The 21,093-nt window shown below is 64.2% G+C and carries 24 protein-coding genes; 7 read left to right on the top strand and 17 right to left on the bottom strand.

The features are described 5' to 3' along the window. Positions 1-167: 167 nt before the first annotated feature. The 3 genes from ACFY5D_RS02065 to arsB are packed head-to-tail and all read right to left on the bottom strand — an operon-like array spanning position 168 to position 3,145. Positions 168-1,613 (bottom strand): FAD-dependent oxidoreductase, encoded by a 1,446-nt coding sequence (locus tag ACFY5D_RS02065; RefSeq protein ID WP_387524326.1) that lies wholly within the window; start codon positions 1,611-1,613, stop codon positions 168-170. A gap of 30 nt (positions 1,614-1,643) precedes the next feature. Next, positions 1,644-2,057 carry an arsenate reductase ArsC gene (locus tag ACFY5D_RS02060; protein ID WP_387524323.1) on the bottom strand — a complete coding sequence of 138 codons (414 nt, stop codon included), beginning with the start codon at positions 2,055-2,057 and terminating at the stop codon, positions 1,644-1,646. Continuing rightward, positions 2,054-3,145: an ACR3 family arsenite efflux transporter gene (gene arsB, locus ACFY5D_RS02055; RefSeq protein ID WP_387524320.1), complete on the bottom strand. Its 1,092-nt coding sequence runs from the start codon at positions 3,143-3,145 to the stop codon at positions 2,054-2,056. Before arsB ends, ACFY5D_RS02060 begins: the two co-directional genes overlap by 4 nt. Before the next feature lie 116 nt (positions 3,146-3,261). On the opposite strand from arsB, the gene ACFY5D_RS02050 reads away from it, so the two are divergent. From ACFY5D_RS02050 to ACFY5D_RS02040, 3 genes are all read left to right on the top strand, one after another. Next, on the top strand, positions 3,262-3,654 hold the full coding sequence (locus tag ACFY5D_RS02050; RefSeq protein WP_387524317.1) for an ArsR/SmtB family transcription factor: 393 nt from the start codon (positions 3,262-3,264) through the stop codon (positions 3,652-3,654). Then, complete coding sequence (locus ACFY5D_RS02045) at positions 3,651-4,085, top strand: low molecular weight phosphatase family protein (protein WP_387524314.1); 435 nt, start codon at positions 3,651-3,653, stop codon at positions 4,083-4,085. Before ACFY5D_RS02050 ends, ACFY5D_RS02045 begins: the two co-directional genes overlap by 4 nt. Before the next feature lie 156 nt (positions 4,086-4,241). Next, positions 4,242-5,537: an MFS transporter gene (locus ACFY5D_RS02040; RefSeq protein ID WP_387524311.1), complete on the top strand. Its 1,296-nt coding sequence runs from the start codon at positions 4,242-4,244 to the stop codon at positions 5,535-5,537. Between the two features lie 87 nt (positions 5,538-5,624). Here ACFY5D_RS02040 and ACFY5D_RS02035 read toward each other — a convergent pair whose 3' ends face one another. Continuing rightward, positions 5,625-6,041: a DUF4259 domain-containing protein gene (locus ACFY5D_RS02035; RefSeq protein WP_387524308.1), complete on the bottom strand. Its 417-nt coding sequence runs from the start codon at positions 6,039-6,041 to the stop codon at positions 5,625-5,627. Positions 6,042-6,313: 272 nt separating this feature from the next. On the opposite strand from ACFY5D_RS02035, the gene ACFY5D_RS02030 reads away from it, so the two are divergent. Beyond that, complete coding sequence (locus tag ACFY5D_RS02030) at positions 6,314-6,661, top strand: maleylpyruvate isomerase family mycothiol-dependent enzyme (RefSeq protein WP_387524305.1); 348 nt, start codon at positions 6,314-6,316, stop codon at positions 6,659-6,661. A 504-nt stretch (positions 6,662-7,165) separates the two neighbouring features. On the opposite strand, the gene ACFY5D_RS02025 is transcribed toward ACFY5D_RS02030, so the two are convergent. The 3 genes from ACFY5D_RS02025 to ACFY5D_RS02015 all read right to left on the bottom strand — a co-directional run bounded on the left by ACFY5D_RS02025 (position 7,166) and on the right by ACFY5D_RS02015 (position 8,772). Beyond that, a complete protein-coding gene (locus tag ACFY5D_RS02025; RefSeq protein ID WP_387524303.1) occupies positions 7,166-7,465 on the bottom strand; it encodes a hypothetical protein in 300 nt (99 codons plus the stop codon). A gap of 263 nt (positions 7,466-7,728) precedes the next feature. Then, positions 7,729-8,160, bottom strand: a complete 432-nt coding sequence (locus ACFY5D_RS02020) for an NUDIX domain-containing protein (RefSeq protein ID WP_387524300.1) — start codon at positions 8,158-8,160, stop codon at positions 7,729-7,731. Between the two features lie 204 nt (positions 8,161-8,364). Further along, positions 8,365-8,772, bottom strand: a complete 408-nt coding sequence (locus ACFY5D_RS02015) for a hypothetical protein (protein WP_387524297.1) — start codon at positions 8,770-8,772, stop codon at positions 8,365-8,367. Positions 8,773-8,977: 205 nt separating this feature from the next. Here ACFY5D_RS02015 and ACFY5D_RS02010 point away from each other — a divergent pair, with 205 nt between their 5' ends. After that, positions 8,978-9,466, top strand: a complete 489-nt coding sequence (locus tag ACFY5D_RS02010) for a GNAT family N-acetyltransferase (protein WP_387524295.1) — start codon at positions 8,978-8,980, stop codon at positions 9,464-9,466. Positions 9,467-9,732: 266 nt separating this feature from the next. Here ACFY5D_RS02010 and ACFY5D_RS02005 read toward each other — a convergent pair whose 3' ends face one another. The 9 genes from ACFY5D_RS02005 to ACFY5D_RS01965 form a co-directional block, all read right to left on the bottom strand. Then, positions 9,733-10,347 carry a dihydrofolate reductase family protein gene (locus tag ACFY5D_RS02005; protein WP_387524292.1) on the bottom strand — a complete coding sequence of 205 codons (615 nt, stop codon included), beginning with the start codon at positions 10,345-10,347 and terminating at the stop codon, positions 9,733-9,735. 222 nt (positions 10,348-10,569) lie between these two features. Continuing rightward, a complete protein-coding gene (locus ACFY5D_RS02000; protein WP_387524290.1) occupies positions 10,570-10,911 on the bottom strand; it encodes a CHY zinc finger protein in 342 nt (113 codons plus the stop codon). Then, positions 10,908-11,519, bottom strand: a complete 612-nt coding sequence (locus ACFY5D_RS01995; RefSeq protein ID WP_387524287.1) for an energy-coupling factor transporter transmembrane component T — start codon at positions 11,517-11,519, stop codon at positions 10,908-10,910. Before ACFY5D_RS01995 ends, ACFY5D_RS02000 begins: the two co-directional genes overlap by 4 nt. After that, positions 11,513-12,205, bottom strand: a complete 693-nt coding sequence (locus ACFY5D_RS01990) for an energy-coupling factor ABC transporter ATP-binding protein (RefSeq protein WP_387524284.1) — start codon at positions 12,203-12,205, stop codon at positions 11,513-11,515. The genes ACFY5D_RS01995 and ACFY5D_RS01990 overlap by 7 nt, the downstream gene beginning before the upstream one ends. Beyond that, positions 12,202-13,326: a thiolase family protein gene (locus ACFY5D_RS01985; protein ID WP_387524281.1), complete on the bottom strand. Its 1,125-nt coding sequence runs from the start codon at positions 13,324-13,326 to the stop codon at positions 12,202-12,204. Before ACFY5D_RS01985 ends, ACFY5D_RS01990 begins: the two co-directional genes overlap by 4 nt. Then, positions 13,316-14,401 carry a class I adenylate-forming enzyme family protein gene (locus ACFY5D_RS01980; protein ID WP_387524278.1) on the bottom strand — a complete coding sequence of 362 codons (1,086 nt, stop codon included), beginning with the start codon at positions 14,399-14,401 and terminating at the stop codon, positions 13,316-13,318. The genes ACFY5D_RS01985 and ACFY5D_RS01980 overlap by 11 nt, the downstream gene beginning before the upstream one ends. Continuing rightward, positions 14,401-15,027, bottom strand: a complete 627-nt coding sequence (locus ACFY5D_RS01975) for a biotin transporter BioY (protein WP_387524276.1) — start codon at positions 15,025-15,027, stop codon at positions 14,401-14,403. Before ACFY5D_RS01975 ends, ACFY5D_RS01980 begins: the two co-directional genes overlap by 1 nt. 651 nt (positions 15,028-15,678) lie before the next feature. Continuing rightward, a complete protein-coding gene (locus ACFY5D_RS01970) occupies positions 15,679-16,581 on the bottom strand; it encodes a M20/M25/M40 family metallo-hydrolase (protein WP_387524273.1) in 903 nt (300 codons plus the stop codon). A 945-nt stretch (positions 16,582-17,526) separates the two neighbouring features. Further along, entirely contained in the window at positions 17,527-17,787 is a 261-nt protein-coding gene (locus ACFY5D_RS01965; protein ID WP_387524271.1) for a hypothetical protein, read from the bottom strand. A 562-nt stretch (positions 17,788-18,349) separates the two neighbouring features. On the opposite strand from ACFY5D_RS01965, the gene zapE reads away from it, so the two are divergent. Continuing rightward, positions 18,350-19,606: a cell division protein ZapE gene (gene zapE / locus ACFY5D_RS01960; RefSeq protein WP_387524268.1), complete on the top strand. Its 1,257-nt coding sequence runs from the start codon at positions 18,350-18,352 to the stop codon at positions 19,604-19,606. Continuing rightward, positions 19,603-20,268, top strand: a complete 666-nt coding sequence (locus ACFY5D_RS01955) for a peptide deformylase (RefSeq protein WP_387524265.1) — start codon at positions 19,603-19,605, stop codon at positions 20,266-20,268. Before zapE ends, ACFY5D_RS01955 begins: the two co-directional genes overlap by 4 nt. Before the next feature lie 152 nt (positions 20,269-20,420). Here ACFY5D_RS01955 and ACFY5D_RS01950 read toward each other — a convergent pair whose 3' ends face one another. Then, on the bottom strand, positions 20,421-21,059 hold the full coding sequence (locus ACFY5D_RS01950; protein ID WP_387524262.1) for a hypothetical protein: 639 nt from the start codon (positions 21,057-21,059) through the stop codon (positions 20,421-20,423). Positions 21,060-21,093 lie beyond the last annotated feature (34 nt).

Below are 21,093 nucleotides of genomic sequence, written 5' to 3'. Positions count from 1 at the left end.
CGGAGCTTCACGATTGGCCGTGTCCGTTGGCCGACCGCGAAGCTCCGTCTCCGGGAGCGGATACAACGACCCCGGCACGCATCGCGGTCCCGACGGTCGGTGGACGGTCCTCGCTTGGCTTGAACGGTCGATCGTTTCGATGGGGGCAGGAACCCGGCACCTGCCGCCTATCGCTCGGTTTGCTCGTTGACCAGTTCGGCGTATCCATGCAGGGTGCCGGTGGAGAACCCGATGGTCACCGGTTCGGGCGTTCCGCAGCAGGAATCGGCCTCCGGCTCGGGGGTGCCGCAGCTTGCCGCCGATTCGCCCGCTGCCGGCAGGTCGCAGGACCCACCCAGGTCGGTGGAGCAAACGCCAGTCTCGGGCAGTTCCAGCTCGACGAGGTCCGCTGCCGTACGGTCACCGGCCAGGGACGCGGCGATCGAGCGGACCTGTTCGTAGCCGGTGGCCATGAGGAACGTCGGTGCACGGCCGTAGCTCTTCATTCCCACGATGTAGAAGTCGGTCTCGGGGTGGGCGAGGATGCGTTCGCCGTGGGCGCTGACGGTGCCGCAGCTGTGGAACTCGGGGTCGATGAGCGGGCCCAGTGCGCTTGGGGCCTCCACGATCTGATCCATGTCCAAACGGAGTTCCGAGAGGATCGCCAGGTCGGGGCGGAAGCCCGTGGCCGGAACCAGCAGGTCCACGGCGAGTTTGCGGCCGTCGGCAAGGACCGCGCTCAATTGGTCGTCCGTTTCCAGAGCGGTGACGGAGACGTCTTCGAGGATGGCGATGTCCCCGTTCCCGACGAATCGGCGCAAGCTGGTGCCCAGCTGCCCGCGGGCCGGCAACTCGTCGGCCGCCCCGCCGCCGTAAAGCCGGACGGGGTTGGCCGCACCGCGCAGGCCCCAGAGGATTTGGGTGTCGGGGTGCTGTTGGCGCAAGCGGCCGAGGCTGATCAGCGTGTTGGCCGCCGAATGGCCGGCACCCAGTACAAGGATGGTTTTTCCGGCAAAGCGATCTTGGTCGGCCCCCAGGGGATCGGGCAGGGGAGAGGTGATGAAACCGGCCGCGCGGGCTTCTGCTTCGCCGATGGCTTCGATGCCCGAGCGTCCCACCGGGTTGGGGGTGTTCCAGGTTCCCGAGGCGTCGATGACTGCCCGGGCCAGCATGTCCTTGGGTCCTTCTGCGGTTTCGGTGCGCACCAGGAAGAGGGAATCTTCGCGAGTTTTTGAGCTGGTCTTGTCCACGCCACGGCCGTCGGGTTGGATGCGGGTGACCTTGGCGACCCGGTGCCCGAAGCTGATCCTGGGGGCCAGCGCTGGGTGGGCGGCCAGCGGTTCCAGGTATTCGGCGACCATATCCGATCCCGTTGGGAGGCGGGTTTCCCGTGGCGCTTGCCAGTCACCGGCGTAGCCCTCGGTCGGCGTTTCCAGGAGCTGGCGGGATGCCGCGTCGATGTTGTAGCGCCAGGTGGAGAAGAGCTTGATGTGCCCCCACCCGGCCATGGCGGCACCGGCGCTGGCTCCGGCCTCGAGGACGCGGACGTCCTGGTTGCGTTCAATCAGGTGTGCCGCGGCTGCCAGTCCGATGGGGCCGGCTCCGATGACAACAACGGGGTAATTCTGGTTCACGGTCTTCTACTCCTGGCAACGAAGGGGGAACTACTTGGCGGCGGGCAACAGCTCGGAGATCAGGGTCTCGATGCGGGCGCGGATTTCGTCGCGGATCGGGCGCACGGCCTCGACGCCCTGGCCTGCGGGGTCATCGAGCTTCCAGTCCTCGTAGCGCTTGCCCGGGAAGACCGGGCAGGTGTCGCCGCAGCCCATGGTGATCACGACGTCGGATTCCTTCACGGCCTCGGTGGTCAGGATCTTGGGGACCTCGGTGGACATGTCGATGCCGACCTCGTTCATCGCTGCGACGGCGGCGGGGTTCACCGCATCTGCGGGTGCCGATCCTGCGGAGCGGACCTCGATCTGACCGGCCGAAAGGTTGGACAGGAAGGCGGCGGCCATTTGGGAGCGTCCGGCGTTGTGGACACAGACGAACAGGACGGAGGGCTTGGTGGTGTTCATGCGGAGACCTTCTGTGTGGTGTGGGTGGTGAAGAATTTGCGGGACCAGAGCGCGACGTAGACCAGGGCCACGAGAACGGGTACCTCGATGAGGGGGCCGACGACGCCGGCCAGTGCCTGGCCGCTGGTCACGCCGAAGGTCGCGATGGCCACAGCGATGGCCAGTTCGAAGTTGTTGCCCGCCGCGGTGAACGCCAGGGTGGTGGTGCGCTCGTACCCCATGCCCAGGCCGCGGCCGATGAGCATGCTGGCGCCGAAGACCACGATGAAGTAGACCAGCAGCGGCAGGGCAATGCGTGCGACGTCCAACGGCTTGGCAATGATGGCGTCGCCCTGCAGGGCGAAGAGGATCACGATGGTGAACAGTAGGCCGTAGAGCGCCCAGGGGCCGATCTTCGGCAGGAACGTGCCCTCGTACCAGGCGCGACCCTTGGCCCTTTCGCCGAGGGTTCGGGTGAGGAACCCTGCTACCAATGGGATGCCGAGGAAGACCAGTACGGAGAGGGTGATCGCCCAGACGGAGAAATCGGCGCTGGTGGTCGGCAGCCCAAGCCAGCCCGGCAGCACCTGCAGGTAGAACCAGCCCAGCGCTCCGAAGGCGAAGACCTGGAAGACGGAGTTGATGGCCACCAGCACGGCCGCTGCCTCGCGGTCGCCGCAGGCCAGGTCGTTCCAGATGAAGACCATGGCGATGCATCGGGCCAAGCCGACGATGATCAACCCGGTGCGGTACTCGGGCAGGTCCGCCAGGAAGATCCAGGCCAGGACAAACATGAACGCCGGTGCCAGCACCCAGTTGATCACCAGCGAGGTGATCATGAGCTTTCTGTCACCGATGACGCGCCGGGTTTCGTTGTAGCGGACCTTGGCGAGCACCGGATACATCATCACCAGCAGGCCCAGTGCGATGGGCAGTGAAACGCCGGCAACCTTGATCGAATCGAGCGCCTGGCCCAGTCCCGGTATGAGCCGTCCCAGCCCGAGCCCGAGGGCCATGGCCGCCAGGATCCATACGGCAAGGTACCGGTCGAGGGTGGATAGCTTGGCGGTGATGTGCACCGTGTCTGCGGATGCGGCGGTAGTTGTCACGGCAAATTCTCTCCAAAAACTAGACATCGACGAACCTCGATGCAACGAGTATGCTTACACATATCGACGATTGTCAATCTCCTGTCAGGGACCGCAGAGAAGGCGAGGGAAGACGCATGTCTACTCAAGTTGCCCAGAAAACCGAAGGCCAAACCACATTGGTTTCCGCCAGTGAAACCGATGCCTCTTGCTGCGTCCCGGCAACGGGGAGCGAATCCCTGCTGGCCACGGAAGCCGAGGCGCTGGCACTTCGTTTCAAGGCGCTGGCCGATCCCAGCCGCCTGCGCATCCTCTCCATCGTCTCCTCCAGCACCGAGGCCGAGACCTGTGTATGCGACCTGTCCGAGCCGCTGAGCCTGGGGCAGCCCACGGTTTCGCACCACCTGAAGATCCTGGTGGAGGCGGGCCTGCTCAACCGTGAAAAGCGAGGGGTCTGGGCCTACTACTCCCTGGTTCCCGGTGCCCTGGAATCCCTGGCTGCAACATTGATCCCGAAGGCTAAGCCATGAGCGCCAAGTCACCGGCAGTACAGCGGCCTGCCGTCCTGTTCGTCTGCGTCAAGAACGGCGGCAAATCCCAATTGGCGGCCGGCCTCATGAAGCATGAAGCCGGCAACGCCATCGCCGTCACCTCCGCCGGCACCAAGCCCGGAACCGCCATCAACGCGCTCTCGGCCGAGGTCCTTCTGGATCTGGGCATCGACATCAGCGACGAAAAGCCCAAGCCATTGACCGAGGAGAACATGCGGGCGGCCGGACACGTCGTCGTCCTGGGTACCGAGGCCACGGTTCCGGCCCTCGACGGCGTCGAGATTGAAGTTTGGGACACCGACGAACCAAGCCGGCGCGGCATCGAGGGACGAGCCCGCATGGAGCTGGTGCGCGATGACATCCATGCACGCGTCAAGGACCTCAAGAACCGCATCCTCGCCTCGCAATAGCTCCCATGTGCGTCGTTTGCCACCCGCTCCGAAAGGCCTGCCCATGAGCTTTGGCAGCTCCGACACGAACCGCAACGTCACCGACATTGATTCCGGTCCGGCCGGGGGAGACCCCGGATCCCTGACGTTGAGCTGTACCGCCCAGCTGGTCTGACCGTGGCCCTCACCCAGAGGTTCGCCACCAAACGCGGCTACGTCATCACCGGCCTGGGGGTCGGGCAGATCCTCTCGTGGGGATCGACCTTCTACCTGCTGGCGGTTCTGGCCGGACCCATCGCCACGGATACCGGATGGCCCAGTTCCCTCGTCGTGGCAGGCGTGTCGGTGGGGCTCGTCGTTGCAGGTTTGGGTTCACCCCGGGTGGGCGCACTCGTGGCCGGCAACCACGGGCGGACCGTCCTGATTTCCAGTGCCCTGCTGCTCGCATTGGGCCTGGCCGTGCTCGGCTTGGCTCCCAACGAGTGGTGGTACCTCGGCGCCTGGCTGATCCTTGGCTTGGGCATGAGTGGCGGCCTCTACAGCGGGGCGTTCGCGATGCTTGGACACACCTATGGTTCCTCGGCGCGCTCGGCCATTACCCTACTGACGCTTTTTGGAGGGTTCGCCAGCACCATCTGCTGGCCACTGAGCGCCTTGCTGGTAGACGAGGTCGGGTGGCGGTGGACGGCCCTCGCCTATGCCGGGGCGCACCTGGTGATCACCGCGCCCCTGTATGCGCTCACGATTCCGCGACGACCATGTGCGCCAACGCCCGACGGTGGATCAGGAGAACCAGACCAGCAGCCATCCGGAGCATCGGGCCCCCGTTGGCTGTTGGTTGTCCTGATCGCGACCATCTCCACTCTTGCGACATCCATTGCCGCGTTGATGTCGGTCCACATGTTCGCCGTGCTGGCGGGCATCGGGATCGGTGGCACGTCCGCCGTCGTTCTCGCCGCAACCATTGGCCCCTCCCAAGTCGGTGCCCGGTTCCTCGAGTTTGTCATCGGGCGAAAACAACACCCGTTGTGGACGCTCCTGACCGCGACCCTCGCCATGGCAGTATCCGTCGGTTTCCTCGGCATCGGGATTTTGTCGCCAGCGTTCCTCGTCGTTGTTTACGGGGTCGGCATCGGGTTGAGTTCCATCGCCAACGGCACCGTGCCATTGGCGATGTTCGGCCAAGATCAATACGCGCGAATCATGGGCCGCATCGCCATGCCGTCCCTGCTCGCCCAAGCGGCAGCGCCCATCGTCGGTTCGGTTCTCATCCACAGCCTGGGGCACAGAAATACCTTGATTGCACTGGGACTTCTTGCGTTCGTGGCCTTTTTGCTGGCGATCTGGCTGTTGCTTCTTCACCAGGGCAATCGAAGAGCTCAAGCACATTCAGTCCAGCAAGGACCGTCCGACTCAATGTACCCGCCACCTGAAACCGAGATCCCTGAGTCCCCGAAGGGAGCACACCTGTAGGTTGCCGCGAGTTCCCAGCTTGGAGCAGCGACATTTTGCGTTCACCCCCCCATCTCCTCCTGAAGGAATAGAACCAAGCGCTTTTACTCAGGCAAAGCGTGCGCTCCAGCGCCCGATTTCAGCTGCGAACTCCGCAGATTGTCCTGATTCGGCCCACAATTCTGCCAGTTCGTTCCCTTCGGCTTTTTTCATACGGTCAAGCACGTTCGCGGCTTTCGCCCTCAGCTGTCCGGGCAAGGGATCGGCAGTTCGCGGCCATGGCTGCGGGGCGTAGTCTTCATCGTCCGCAAGCATCTCCGGTTCGCTCCACGCAACTACGAGCGCAGCGGCCGCCAAACCTGCTGCTCCGTCGGAGGCGTCCACCTCCGGAGACGATAGAAGGACGGCGTCCAGTGCGTCCTCAAGGACAGGCACGACCTGGGCCACGGTGTTGGCCTCATCAAACTCGTACATAAAGTCCGCGGCGTCGTCGTTGCCAAAGACCGATACATCCCATGCGCCCATATGGCAGTGCTCCTAAAGTCGATTCCTCGGCCGACGATCAGCGGCTCGATTGAGATTCTTGCATATGCAATTGAGCAGGCCAACCATGACCAACAAATTCGATGATGAGCGGAATGGAGCTACCGCTGGGCAACCTTTCCAAGGAAGCCACCACCGGAACATGAATTCGTTCCCTCAGGGGCGCGCCCCCGCTGATAGATTGCGGTTCCTGAAAACGTGATGAGTGCGTCGTAGGATTGAAACCGGCAAATCGGAATGGGGGAACATCCGCTATGGCAAGATCATCGGAACGCGGCCTTTGGGCGCTCCTACATGCCGAACGCGCCGCGCTGGCGGATGACTTGTCGGATCTCAGCACCGAGCAGTGGCATCACAAGACCCTTTGTGGGGAGTGGGATGTCGAGCAGGTCGTTGCGCATCTCACGGCCGCAGCGAGCCTCAACCAGTGGCAGTGGTTGCGCAGCATGCTCGGCGCGCGTTTCCGACCCGATGTGCACAACCAGCGTCGGCTGCAGGAGCACCGAGGCAACACCCCGGCCGAGACCCTGGAGCGGTTTCGAGCCGTTATCACTAGCAACATCGCACCGTCCTCCCACACCCCGGCATATTTGGGGAGGTAGTCGTGCATGCCCAGGACGTCCGCCACCCACTGGGGATTTCCCGTACCCCGAGCATCGAGGCGTTGACACCCGTCGCGGAGTTCTACGCGAGCCGCAACTTTGCGGTTGCCAGCCGCTCGAACGATACGGGCCTTCAGCTGAGGGCAGCCGACGGGCCTTTCGCTGCGGGAACAGGACCGCTGGTTACGGGGTCGACTCTTGCGCTGGTGATGGCGATGGCCGGACGCGTACCGTACCTCGAGGACCTCCAGGGACCAGGGGTCGCTACCCTTCGGTCACGCATCGAAAATACCGTGTCTTAACCGCCCCGGTAACAAGAAGACGGATTCTGTCGGTCGACCGCTACCTGTCGGATACCCGGGGAAACACCCATGGGACGTCAATGACCTGCAGCGCTGTGAAGTTGATAGGTTTCAAGAATCTTCCCATGCTGGTTGGCAACTGCACGGAGCCCTGAAGTCCCTGGAACGCGGCACGGGTGGCCAAATCACGCAGATTTCTTGATTAGTCAATGCCGGTATCCAACACGGTGGGCTTCACCGGGTTGCCTTTGCCGTGGCGCGAGCGTGCTCGCCCATATGCGCTGCGTGAATTCTGTTTCCACCACCACTCGTCAGCATGAGCGGCGATCCTGCGCAGGTGCTCTTCACCGAGCGGAACAAACCCCATTTCGATCAGTTCTTGGTGTATATCCGCGGCCGCTCCATAGGCCATGTTCTTCCACTGCTTGCGGTTGCGCACACCGTGACGGTGATCCTTGCACCACGCGCTGAGCTTGCCAAACAGCTCTGCTCCTGTATCCATGGCTGGTTCTCCTCGCCGCCCGGGAGATCCGAGCTGGAGCGTTCCGTGACTCCGTCCTGTGCGGGCTCACGGAACGCTTCAAGCTGATTCTTGGGCTTGATCCCATGATAATGACCAAGGATCGTCTCCGTTGCCCCGCATTGGGCGTTCCATAGGGATCTCATGAAAGATCCTGCATGGGGATGGCTTGCCCGGGAATCGCGTCGGGTCGAAAGGCTGTCGCCGATGGTCGAAGAAACCTGGCGATGTCCGCAGGAAGCAGGCTAGACCAACCCGGATTCGGGATACAGGTGCATCGCTTCGCGGACCAGGGGAGAGGGCTCTTCCAAGGAATGACGTTCGCTGTCGAATAGTTCAACAGAAGCTACATCCTCAAAGGCGCCAAGACGCCGGACCTGACCGAATACGTTCACCGACTTTATGCGCCCACTGTGCGTGAGATCGATTGCCTCTCCTGTGCTGGAAAGCTCGACCTGAATGCTGAAGCGTACTCGACGATGGATTGAGGCCAGCAATACGCCGCATTCCTCGTCCAATTCGCGCGCCAGCGTCTGATCTTCTGTTTCGTTGATTTCGGGCGAACCTCCAGGGAGATCGAGAAGGCCGGAATATGGCCCGCGCGACTTACGAACGAGGACCACCTGACCATCCTGTTTCCAAAGGCCATACACACCGAAATGAGTCGTTTCGTTCATCAGGGAACACCCTCGTATCCCGCATTCTGAATCGGTATCGCCGCCGGGGCTATCGCGCCCATACATTGAATCCAGGAAGCTCGGCGCAGCAGTGGGCAGCCAGCCTCAGGCTTGCCACTACCTATTAGGAATATGTGAGAGGGGTCGGGACTTGGTTTTTGACTGCCCACCGACAATAGACCACTCGATCGGGCTAGGTGAAGATCATTGGCTTACTTCTGGATGGGCATTCGGTACCTTGGGCTTCGTGGAGAGCGAAAAGAGTGCGATGAATGCGACACCCGTGGCCGGCAGATAGAACCACCCGATACTTAGGGCTCCTAGAACAGTGAAGATGGCGAGAGCAATGGCGGCCGCGACCGAAGCATAGATATTTGAGCGTCCCCTGAACACGAGGGGCAACCCGGTAAGCACGACGGGGATTAGCAGCGGCACGAAGATCCACGGTCCTACGGTTTCGAGCAAAGTCGAAGTCGTGACCTGCTCTGGCCCGTCGCTTGACTGTGTTACTTCGGTGTATCCAGGGATCAGCAGGAGAACAAGGGAGGCAGTGATCGCGAGCGTGAAGGCAACGGCCTGAAGGACAAGCCTCCGATCGTAGCGGCGTTTCATGAGGCCTCCTAGGCGTTCCTTGAATCCAGAAAAGCACGGTTCAGTGGTTTTAACCAGCTAGGTGGAATGACGACGATCGCTCCGAGGGATGAATTCAAGCAGTCAAATAGGGGAGTGCGCCAGGTGCCGTGTTCGGCAACCTACCAGCCTGCTTTTCGGGCATCAATGTCGGGCCTAGACCCCGTCCACATGCAAGGATGAATCCATGACCCAGGAAACCTTCACTTTGTCCGGCGAAAACTTCCATCTGCGCAAGGCCGTTGAATCTGACGTCGTCCCCATTGTCGAACTTATGGTCAACGACGTGCTGAGGCGGGCCGAAAACACAGCTACGGCCGAAGGGCACACGCAATATCTGGACGCATTCCATGCGATCGACGCAGATCCTGCCCACTTGCTGGTTGTCGTGACCGATGACGCGGCCACCGTAGTGGCCACCATGCAGTTGACCATCATTCCGGGCCTTGCACGCATGGGTGCGGCGCGCCTGCTGGTGGAAGCAGTCCGGGTGGATGAGAAATTGCGTGGCAATGGTTTGGGAACGGCGATGATGGAGTGGGCGATCGCGGAAGGTCAGCGTCGAGGTGCTTCGTTGGTCCAGCTGACCAGCGACAAGTCCCGTGAAGGCGCACATCGGTTCTATGAGCGCCTTGGATTCGAACCGTCTCATGTGGGCTTCAAGCTGTTCCTCTAGGGGTATTCACACGTGGTGACCAAGTGCGTCGGCTGACCTTCATCGAAGTAGCCGCGTTCCCAGACAATGTAGGTTGCGCAATCCGAATTGGGGTTGAGCTACTCACGGACGCAACCAAGGCAAGGAACATCTGCGTCGGGGGAGTGGAAGGGAATTCGCCAACTTCTTCAAGCAAAGCGCCGGGCGTTGCTTGCCGGAACTCAGCTGCGTTCCACGATGACGGCACACGCGGGTATTGGAAGAACTACACCGGCCCAAGCAGGTTGCTATACCTCGCTGATGTCGACGCCCGTGATCGGATCGCCGGCACGTTCATAGGAAAGCTGGATGGCGCCCTTCGGGAATGTCCTGGGTGGCTGCGCAATTCGGAACGCCGCAGGCACGCCTGCACCATCCGGAAACAGCCTTTTGCCCGATCCGAGAATGAGCGGGTAGAGGAACAAGTTCAGCCGATCCACGAGGTTGGCATCGAGTAGCGACCGTACGAGGTCGCCGCTGCCGATGACGTGGATGTCGTTGAATTGGTCCTTCAGCGAGGCGACCTCCGTGACATTCGAAAGTGCCGTGGTGCCCCGCCATGAAGGGTCGGCCAGTGAACGCGACACGACGAACTTTGGAAGGGCGTTGAAGGTTCCGGCGATGGGATCATCCTCGCCCCTGTTCGGCCAGTAGGCGGCGAAGATCTCGTAGGTCTTGCGTCCCAGCAGCAATGCGTCCATGCGGTCGATGCCAGCACCGATCGCCTCACCCGTCTCGTGGTCGGAATACGCACCCTGCCAGCCGCCGAGCTCAAAGCCACCCTCGAGGTCCTCGTCGGGCCCGCCCGGCGCCTGATAGACACCGTCCAAGGTAATGAAAAGGTCGACGGAGAGGATTCCCATGGCGTGCTCCTTCGCATGAATGGATACGGGGTGCCGCCGTTGCTCGTCCGTTGATCCGGTCGGCCCCAATTCGGCTTCGCTGCGGTTCACACTATCGACAAGCACGCGGCAGGTCGAGGGTTGGATGGAACAGGCGCCAACGAAAATCCACGTGGAATGACGAACGTCGGGTCTGCGTCCGAGTCAGGTGCCCGAGTCGACGACGGGCCCCGCATCACCGCATCAATCCTGGAAGTACAGCTCCGTGTGCAGCTTGCATCCCGGGTTGAACGCCGCGGCGCACTTCGGGCACGAGTCGACGCCGAGATATTCGGTGATCGCCAAAAGGTGTCCGCAGACGCCGCAGAGCACGGCCTGCTCGTCGCGGGAACCGACGGGCCACTGGGCCGCATCGTGGTCGGCGGTCTCCGCGTGGCAGAGGTGGCACGGGTAGAACTCGCGGCAGCACGCGAACTTGATGGCAATCACGTCGAGCGGGGTCCGGTAGTGGACGCAACGCGTCTGGCCGTCGACGACGGGACCGAGCACCCTCGGCCGGCCGGCGTTCGGCTGGTCGAGGTTCATCGAACGCCCCGCGCGGTGAGCGCGTCGCCCAGCTCGTCCGCGTGCTTGATCGCCACGATGAGAAACGGGACGACGAAGGTGCGCGGGTTGTTCCGTGCCCCGCGCGCCCGCTGCGCATCGCGCACCTCGTTTGCCCGGCGGCCGAGCACCGGGATGGTGCTGATGGTCACCGTGAGCAGCAGCGCGATCCGCTGCGGATCCAGGCCCAGCCGTTCCAGGGGGCGCAGCCCGCGCTCGATGGCGTCCAGCAGCGCGGTTACCCGCGTGGTGAGCGCGAGCAGCGCGGCGAGCACGATCGCGGCGGTGACCCGGGCGGCGTTGGCGACCGCGGGCTCCGGGCCCATGAAGATCAGCTGGCTGACGAGGGTGATCGCGATGACCCAGCGGACCGAGAACACCTGTCGGCCCAGCTCCCGGAGCCCGCCCAGTCCGGCGCCGAGGCCGGACACCGCGTAGACCAGGATGGCCGCCACCGCGGCGACGGCCGCCGACCACCAGTGCGACGGCAGCAGCGACACGGCGAGCACGACGGACAGGACCAGCAGCAGCTTCGGGCCGGCGGGCATGCGGTGCAGCCAGCCTTTGCCCGGCTTGTAGAGCGTCAGCATCGCAGCACCGCCTCGTACCTGTCGATGATCGCGTCCGGTTCCCCGACCGCCACCAGGCGTCCGTCGGCAAAAAGCACGGCCTGGTCGCATCGCGCGGCCAGCGCGAGGTCGTGGGTGACCAGCACCAGTCGCTGGCCGACGTCCTCGAACAGGTGGTCGGCGACGCGCCTGGCATTGCGCGCGTCCAGGTAGGCGGTCGGCTCGTCCGCGATGACCAGCTCCGGGTTGCGCACGAACGCGCCGCACAGCGCGAGCATCTGCTTCTGCCCGCCCGAGAGGTCGTGGGACGGGCGCTCGGCCAATGCGGTGAGGCCGAACCGTTCCATCGCGGTGGCCACCCGTTCCTCGAGCTCGGCCGGGCGGAGCCGGTCCGCGCGCAGCGAAAAGGCGACGTCCTCGGCGACGGTCGGCATGATGATCTGCGCGTCCGGGTTGCTGAACACGATCGCGATGCGGCGGCGCAGCTCGGCGGCCCGGCGGGCCGGGTCGATCCCCAGGATGCCCAGCTCGCCCGAGGTCCTGGCGATGAGCCCGCCGATCAGCCGGGCGAACGTGGACTTGCCCGAGCCGTTCTCCCCGATGACGGCCACGGTGCGCGCGTCGAGACCGAGGGAGACGTCCCGCAGCACGTCCGTATCCCCGAGACGCACGCCGACGTTCTTGAGGTGGATTCCCGTCTGGCTCATCGGACGACCTCCAGCACCGCGGCGATCCCCATGCCGCCGCCGATCGAGGCCGCGGCGACGCCGCGGGTCCCGGCCGGCGCCCCGGCGCGCACCAGGCGGCTGAAGAGGCGCACCACGGCGACCGCGCCGCTGGCACCCCACGGGTGGCCGAGCGCCAGCGCGCCGCCGTCGGCGGACAGCCTCGGGTCGTCGTCGTCGATCCCGATCCTGTCGAGCACAGCGAGACTTTGCGCGGCGAACGCCTCCACGATCTCCAGCGCCGAGATGCCGGCAAGGTTCAGCCCCGCCGAGCGCAGGGCAGCCTCGATCGCGCCGGCTGCCCCGATGCCCGGGAGCGCCGGATCGCAGCCGACCACGGCGGAGGCCCGGATCGCGAGCCCGGGAGCGGTCCCGGCCGGGGCGAGCACCAGGGCGGCGGCGCCGTCCCCGATCCGCGTTGCGGTGCCCGCGGTGAGCGAGCCACCCGGGAAGAGCGCGGGCAGGCGGGGGAGCAGGCGCTCCGCGCCGCCGATCGCGTCGTCATGGTGGAGGCCGGCCAGCGGCACCAGCTCGGCGTCGAAGCGGCCGGCGTCGCGTGCCGCGCGTGCGCGGGCGTGGCTGCGGGCGGCATGGGCGTCCTGGCGGGCGCGCGGGATGCCGTCGCGCACGGCGAGGTCCTCGGCGGCCCGGGTCATCTCCGGGTCGTCGAAGCCCGCGGGGGCGAACGGCGCCCGGCCGTAGGCGATGCCGTCCACGGAACGCACCGGCGCCGTGGACGCGCTCTCCACGCCGCCGGCCACGCGCATGCGCGCGTCACCGGCGCGGATGGCTGCCGCGGCATCGAGCACGGCCGCGAGGCCGCTTCCGCACTGCCGGTCCACGGTGACGCCGGGAACCCCGTGGCCGAGCCCGGCCGCCAGGGCGGAGATGCGGCCGGGGTTTCCGCCGGGGCCCATGCAGTTCCCGAGGAGCACGTCGGCCACGGAGATCGGGGCGCCGTGCGAGGCCTCGGCATCGGCCAGGGCGGCCCGGATCACGGGCGCCGCCAGCTCCTCGACGCGCAGTTGCGCCAGGGCGCGGCCTCGCGTGCCGATCGGGCTGCGCCGGGCGGCAATGATCACTGGATCGCTGTCAGCATGCAAGGGTCTGCACCTCCCCGGCCAGGACCAGGCGCAGGGCCGCGGCACGCGCGGGCTTGCCCGATGCGGTCCGCGGGATCTCGCCTGAGAACCAGCGCCGCGGCCGGTGCGCCGTCGCCAACCGGGCGGCGGCAAGCGATCGGACATCAACCGGCGCATCGTCGTCAAGCTCCAGCAGCGCCGAGACAAGGGCACCGACGGGACCGCGCGGCAACCCGAACACGATCGCGTCGCGGACACCCGGAATTGAGCGCAGCACCGCCTCGACCTCCTCGGGAACGATTGTCGCCGAGGCGCTCAGGATCGCGTCGTCGGCCCTTCCCAGCAGGCGGAGGCGGCCGTCGACGAGTTCCGCGCGGTCGCCGACCGTCGCCCACTCGCCGTCACGGCGCAGCGGGCCGGGGGCGCCTGCATAGCCGGAGGCTGTGAAGGCGGAGCGCGCCCACAGCTCGCCGTTCCGGATTTCCACATCGACACCGGGGAACGGCCGCAAGCCGTCGCCCTCGTCGCAGGCCACGAAGGACAGCTCGGCCGCACCGTAGTAGGCCGTCACCCGGATACCCGCGGCTTCGGCACGCTTGCGGAGCTCCGGGTCCAGGTGGGAACCGCCGATCAACGCCGAGCGCAGCCGTGGCGGCGCGCCCGCGTCGAGCACTGCACGGAGAGCCTGTGGCGTTCCGTGCAAGGCGTCGGCATCCGGGGTGACCCGCAGCATCGGGCGCGGGCCGCCGGAGAGCGAGTGCGCGAGGGAAAAGAGGGTGAGCGAGGAAGCCGGCGGGGCGGGCAATGCCACGTTCTCCCCGTGCCCGGCGTCCAGGAAGCCGCCGACGGCGGTGAACGAGTCGGACCACGACTCCGCGGTGCGCAGCACGATCCGCGGCGCTCCGCTGCTGCCGGAGGTGAGCGTCGCCCAGGCGGTTCCCTCGGGAATCTCTGCCTGCGTGGCGGCCGCGACCATGGCGTCCCAATGTGTCTGCGACCATCGGGGATCGCCAACGAGGGGGACGTTGCCCGCCTCGCGGATCTCCTGGAGATGTCCGAGCAGGCCGGGCGCCCCGCCGCTCACCGGGATGATCACTAGACGCGCTCCAGAACCGGAGTCGTCTTCGGGGCCCAGACGCGGCCGAATGCGCGCGGGTAGGCCCGGACCAACGTCATCACGATGATCGTTGCGGTCACGGCCTTGATCAGGTCGCCGGGAATGAACGCCAGACTCATCAAGACGGTCTCGCCGAGCGGCAGGCGCGTCACCAGGCTCTGCACCGGGACGCCGACGGCGTAAATCGCCAGGATGCCGCCGGTCAAGACGCCGACGGCCGTCCGCCACAGCACCGGCTTGCGCCCGCCTGCGTGCACGATCAAGCCGATGACGAATGCGCCGAGGATCCAGCCGAAGAGGTAGCCGGCCGACGGGCCGAAGAACACGCCGATGCCGCCACGGCCGCCCGCAAGCAGGGGCAGGCCAAGCGCGACCAGCGCCAGCAGCACGGTCATCGAGAGGGCGCCAAGCCACGGTCCGAGGATGGCTCCCGCGAGCATCACGCCGAGCGTCTGGACGGTGATCGGGACGCCGCCGGCGACGGTGAATCCGCCCGGCAGGCCCAGCACGGCGACGATTGCCGCGAAGACTGCGACGCGTGCGAGGCTGGTGGCGTCGAGCCGACGCCCGCCGGTACGGTTTGAGAGGGTGCGAGGATTGGTCATTGGAGATTTCCTTGTTACGTTTCAATCCTGAACGGCATCGACTTGAACACCGTCCAATTGAACGGCGTTCAGGTGGACGGTGTTTACTATAGTGATGCCACGGCGAAAGCGACAACAACAGCGGTAACACTTCGACGCCGCAACCATGGTCGTTGGCAGATGAAAACGATCGGCCCGTCCACATGGAATGGACCGCCACTGCCGAACCGCGCAGTTCGTTGTCCGCTTGGAAAGCCCGGATTCAAGCCCCAATAATCGACGTCTGACCCTCAATGTCACGGCAGACGGGACGCTTCGGCCTGGATGGTCGGTGCAATTCCACGGCCGGCGGGCGGGGGAGTGCTACTACAAAATGCTAGATCAGAGAAGACCTTAAGACCGTGCACCGTGATGCGATCACCGAGGCGATCCACAACGACCCCGACCCGGTCGTCGCTGAACCTTGCGAAGCGAGGTCTGAGGACGAGCGGTACGGAAATTCAGGCTAGGAGTTTCAATCCTGCTCAGAACGATATAGTTCTGAATGAAATCCGTCCCGCAGGAGGAAGCTTGGGTTCGCGCGGCGATTTCATCACCGACGCCGCGGAGTCCGCCCACGATGAGGCGGCGGCCCTCGTGAAGGTCTGAGTTCGCTGCGCCGCAGCCGTCGCCCTATTCCGTTGCCGCGCCCTTGGCCAGGCCGCCCTCGATGCTGCCGAGCGAAACCGTCGCACTCATGAGCGTTTCGGTCATGAGCTCCAGCATGGCCATGTCGACGTTCTTGATGGTGTCGCAGGCCTGGTGGTAGCACTCGTCGTACTGCTCCCCGGCCTGCCCGCCGAAGGTGCGCGCCTCGGCCTCGCTCTTGGTCCCTTCGTCGCCGGTGAATATGCCCCCGGTCGGGATGCCGGCCTTCACGAACGCGTCGTAGTCTGAATCCGCGATGAACCCGAACGGCAGCGACTGGACCCCCTCGGCCCGCAGGATGTCCTGGAACACCTTTTCGATGGCGCCAGACCCCTCGGGCCCGGCCTCCTTGCTGTCCGAGCCGTCGCCGTCGTACACGAAGGCCACCGCGTTCGGCGAGCCCACCACGTCGACGTTCAAGTACGCGACGTGCGCGGCGGCTTCCTCGCGGGAGAGTTGCTCGACGTAGTATTCCGAGCCGTGCATTCCGTCTTCCTCGCCGCCCCAGAACGCGAACCGGATCCGTTCCCGCGACACGGCGCCCTCCTCCGCGAGCCGCAGCGCGACCTCGAGGACCGCGGCGACCCCGCTGCCGTTGTCGTTGAGCCCGGGTCCCTCCTCGACCGAGTCCAGGTGCGCGCCGAGTACCAGCACGCCGCCGGAGCTGCTGCCGGTGTCGGCCAGGATGTTGAACGCGTCCACGGGATTGCGCCGGCCGTAGCTGAACTCCTGGCGCCGCGGCTCGTACCCCGCCGCACGCAACTGCTCCTCGACGTACGCCGCGGACGCCTCATAGCCCTTAGTGGCGTCGGCCCGGTTCCCAGCATTCGCGTCCGCCGCATCCTGGAACGCCTCCAGATGCCGGGTCAGCGCACTGGGCTCCACCACTTCCTGCACGAAAGAAGGGTCCGGTGGGGCCTCCACCCTCACAGGCGGCCGTGGCTCGCCGGAACATGCGGCAACGCCGCCAACCAGTGTCGCGCACAGCGCAACGGTCCACAGCCGGGTGCGGTGATGAGGATGGTTGTGGAAACGCTGCGGAACGGATTCGGCACGTCGCATGTGATCTCTCCCCAAGTCTGCGCCTTCGACGCTCATGTGCACAGTCTAGGGCGGGATGGCTAGCCCCCTACATAGCACCCGCCTGTGCCTTTGCTGTGAGCGGCCGGCCGGTGGCTGATCCTTGGGCGAGGTCGCCTGCCACTACTGGTGGACCGAGCGCTCGACGCCCATCGAAAAAGCTGCGGTGCGCTCAGCGTCGGCGGGTGCGGTCAAGGAATCGCCGGAGCCAACCGCGGGAGTTGTGATGGCCAAGAAGTTCCCACGAATAGGTGGCCTGGATGCCCGCCACGAAGAGGCCTTGCTCGCGACGTGGCACCGATCGGTCCCGCCGGGAATGGTGCACCGGTGCCGCCATGAACCAACGACCTCGCGCCTCCTTGAAATCATTGACACAGTACGGAGACTGCGGGCCATTTTGATAACCTACTGCATTTCGAGACATGAGTTCGGGTATCCAGCCATCAATCGGCCGCTGTTGGTTTTGGGTGGGGGAGTGTCGCGGTGGGGCATCGGCTAAGACGTCACCCTTAGTGTCATTCCCAGGAGCCGACTGCGCAATCCAAAGTCCTCTTCGGTGCGATTGCGCGTCCGCAAATGGAACGCTCACTGGCACATCCACTGTGGGAACAGCAACGCTGGTTGGCAGCCGTTGTCGGCGTGAGTAGCCGACACGATCGCCGTCATCACCAATAGCGGGACGGAGCACACCGCAATCTGAATGCCTGCCGCTCTTACGGGCAGATCAAACGAGAAGTCATCGAGCCAGGTCACCTAGGTTGAATCGAACTTCAGAAACAAGCCTCCCGCGAACAGCAGCAACATTCCGCTCCAGAAAGTGAGTTGTAAGGATATGCCCGCGAAGCTATCGGAAAGCCAGGCGATAAACGCGAACAATGTAAGGATCGCCGTGTAGAGCCATATGAATGGCAGTGTCTTGCGCATCGGGCTGCGTCTAGGCCCAACGGTCATGGCAATCTCGATTCTTGGATTGGGCGCGTGGTGCATAGAAGAATTTAGCGTTTCGTTGATCATTCCGGGAATCCACGCCGGCGTTCACGGCGCTCCGCCGGGCCAGCCGGCCCATCTCGGTTGTTGTCTCGTTCCGAAGGCGTGGTCGTGTCCCGCCAAAATCGACCGCACGCCGTTTCCGGATCCGCACGGGTGTGGTTTTCATCGCTAGGCGTCGCACTATGTGCGGCGCGAATTGCCGCGGTTCCATCCCACAGGACTCGCGACACCTGGACCGAGAGGGGCTCTCGAAGTATTACTTGACATAATGTAGATTATCGGCGTACTGAATCAGTTCCTGGAAGTGGTCAAATATCAGATTTTTGACCATGGTGACCATCCGACAAATCGACCCGAATCCCCCGCCAATTTTTCGTTTTTCAGCAATTTCGGACGTTGGTCGCCAACCGCGTCGAGCGTTCCGCTGAAGCCCGCGGTGCGGGGATGCCGCAGCCGAGCGAGTGGCGGTCGATCTTGACCGCAATATTCGCGGAGTTAATTCGCGAAAATTCACGACCATACACTCGCCCATCGTCGCCCTCCGAAAGATAACTTTTGGTTGACATAACTACTCGTTCGAGTGCATTTGGGCACGGATTGGTGGTTGCATAGTTATTCAGGGAAACTCGATGGTATGCCACATCAATATTCGGACGTTCAGGTTTCCCCGTCATCCGGGACATCGGACGGATTGCACGAAGACCTTCAGCGAATCATTCACGAGCGCGCAACGGTCGAACGCCTGGAACTTGATGAGCAACAACGAGCTGCCGTCCAATTGCTTGGCTACAACGCGGCATTCCATCTTGGCCCGGGGCACCAGTCCCCCGTCGGAAAACACGTTTATCTCTGGGGTCCTCCGGGCCGCGGCAAGACCTGGATTCTCGGCGCGTTCTTTGACGCGTTGCCCACGTCAAGGAAGCGACGCGTACATTTCCACGATTTCTTCCGTGAACTGCATTCCACGGCCCACAAGGCAACGACGCTGGCGTTGGCGCGGGTGGACGAACCCGGCTCCCTGGGCTCGTCCCGTGGCCGCATGGATCGGGTTGAGGCTCGCACGAGCGCAATAGAGCAGGCCATCGAGTCGATGCTGGGCGATGTCGAGGTACTCTGCTTCGACGAATTCCACTGTAACGACCCTGGCGATGCGATGTTGCTGGCCCGGATGTTCAAATTCATCATGGGCAGGCGGATCCTGTTGATCACGACCTCAAACTATCCGCCGGAGGAATTGCTCGCCGACGAGTACTACCACCACTTGATCCTGCCGACCGTCGATGCCATTCGCGAGCAAATGAACGTCCACGAACTGGACGCCAAGCTGGATTACCGCTCGCTGGACAGGAACGAGGCCGACAGGCTGGGATTCGCCACCGGCACGCTAGCCATCGCTCCGTCGGACTTGGAATTGCAGGCTCTCGGCATCGGCCTGCCGGATCCCACAGAGTCGACCATGCTCAAGCCAACCAGCCATGAAATCCGCGCCCTGCGGGTTGCCGGCGACCACGTTTGGTTTGTTTTCCGCGATCTCTGCGAATCGTTGACGTCCACGTTGGATTACCTCGAGCTGGCCAAGGACCACAGCCACTGGGTAGTTTCCGGTGTCCCGGGTTCCGCCGACATGACGCCCTTCGGGCTCCGCCGTTTGGCCAACGCCATCGACGTTCTCTACGATCACGGTATCCGGCTCGATCTTTTGATTGACGGCGACTTCACCGATTCGTTGTCGCTGCTGCCCGATCTTGATGCATCACGGCTGGAAAGCAGGCTGAACGCATTGCGGCATTCCGCCCCTGGCAAAGAAGCCAATGAACCACTAGCTGAAGGTGTGAACGCATGAGCCAGAACCCAGAATTCACCGAAGAGGACTTCCTCTCCCCCGACTGGATCCGCGAAGAGGTCACCCGACTCGTTCAGCTCCACGATTCGGGCACGGTTCCGCCCATAGTCCAGCTCGGCCACCCGGTTCTTCGCATGCCGGCCCAGGAATTCACGGACCAGTTGGATGCGCCGCTGCTTCGCGCCTTCCTGGACACCATGAAATCCGTCATGCATGACGCGCCCGGGGTAGGCCTTGCCGCCCCGCAACTCGGCATTCCCTTGCGAATCGCCGTACTCGAGGACATGTACCCGACAAACGATGATGTCGCGGCCGTGCGTGAACGCATGCCCCTGGAGTACTTCGAGGTCCTGAACCCGACCTATGCCGCGAGCAGCGAGCGGACGGCAGCCTTCTACGAGGGATGCCTCTCCTTCAATGGCTATCAGGGGGTCGTTGATCGCCCGGCCGATATCGACACCACCTACACGGATGCAGATGGATTGGCCCACAAGCGCTCCTTCAGTGGTTGGCAGGCGCGGATCTTCCAGCATGAAACCGACCACCTGGACGGAACCGTGTACATCGACAAGGCTCTGACTCGCTCGTTGTGCGCCAGCCACGAGTACGTTCGCTGGGCGAATCCCGGCATCGAGGAAGCCCGGACCGGGCTGAATTTCTGAGCAACCCAGCCCCGTCAGGCGGACGGCGCTCCACTGAATGCCGGTGAGCGCATGAAGGAATCCCACGGTTCGGTGACCCACTGCGGAGGACGCCGGAAGCCACACGGTTGCCCGGGATTTTGGTCCGTAGACTCCATGTCTGGTGTTGCCGGCTAGCCTGCGGTTTTCTCCTTGAGCGCCACGACCGAGTCGGCAAGCGCGTCGACCGAGGTGATTGTCGGTGGGAACAGTTCATCCCCCAGCGAACCCAGCACGGTCGTGAGCTTGCCTTCGGCGGTGGTTCCGATGATCCCGTCACGCGCCGTTGCGTACATGATGCCGGGCTCCTCGCTGGGGCGCAGGTACCAAACGAGCCGGTCCGCGGGCATCAAGGCCGACGGGGCGTCGTTTGCCGATTGGTTCGTGTTCGAGATCCACACCTTGACCTGCTCCGCCGGGGAGCCGGCAAGGACCTTGTCCACCCCGACGGTCAGGATCGTTGTTCCATTCGTATCGTTCGATCCGTCATCCAGGCGCACAGGGTTGGATGGTCCTGGATCGGCGTCGATGACGGAACCAAGCACGACCAGTACGGATCGCGCGTACAGGTCATCGAGCGATTGCGCGGGATTGACTTCGAGTGCGGCGCTCATCCGATAATTGCCCCAGAAATCGGCGGCGGTATAGGCCGTGGTGCGGATCGAGGCAGTCCCGTGACCGCCCGGGCTTGAATTCGGAAGAACGGCGCAGCCGGCCAGGGCAATGGCCGCAACTGCGCCCACGAGCAGACGCGTCTTGAATTTCGCCGTCATCCCGCTCTCCTCCGTTGGGCCAACGCCTCCCGGA

Origin of the sequence: Paeniglutamicibacter sp. NPDC012692, from assembly GCF_042901625.1 — a bacterium.
Classification (GTDB): Bacteria; Actinomycetota; Actinomycetes; order Actinomycetales; family Micrococcaceae; genus Paeniglutamicibacter.
This window is presented reverse-complemented; position numbering and strand designations above follow the sequence as displayed.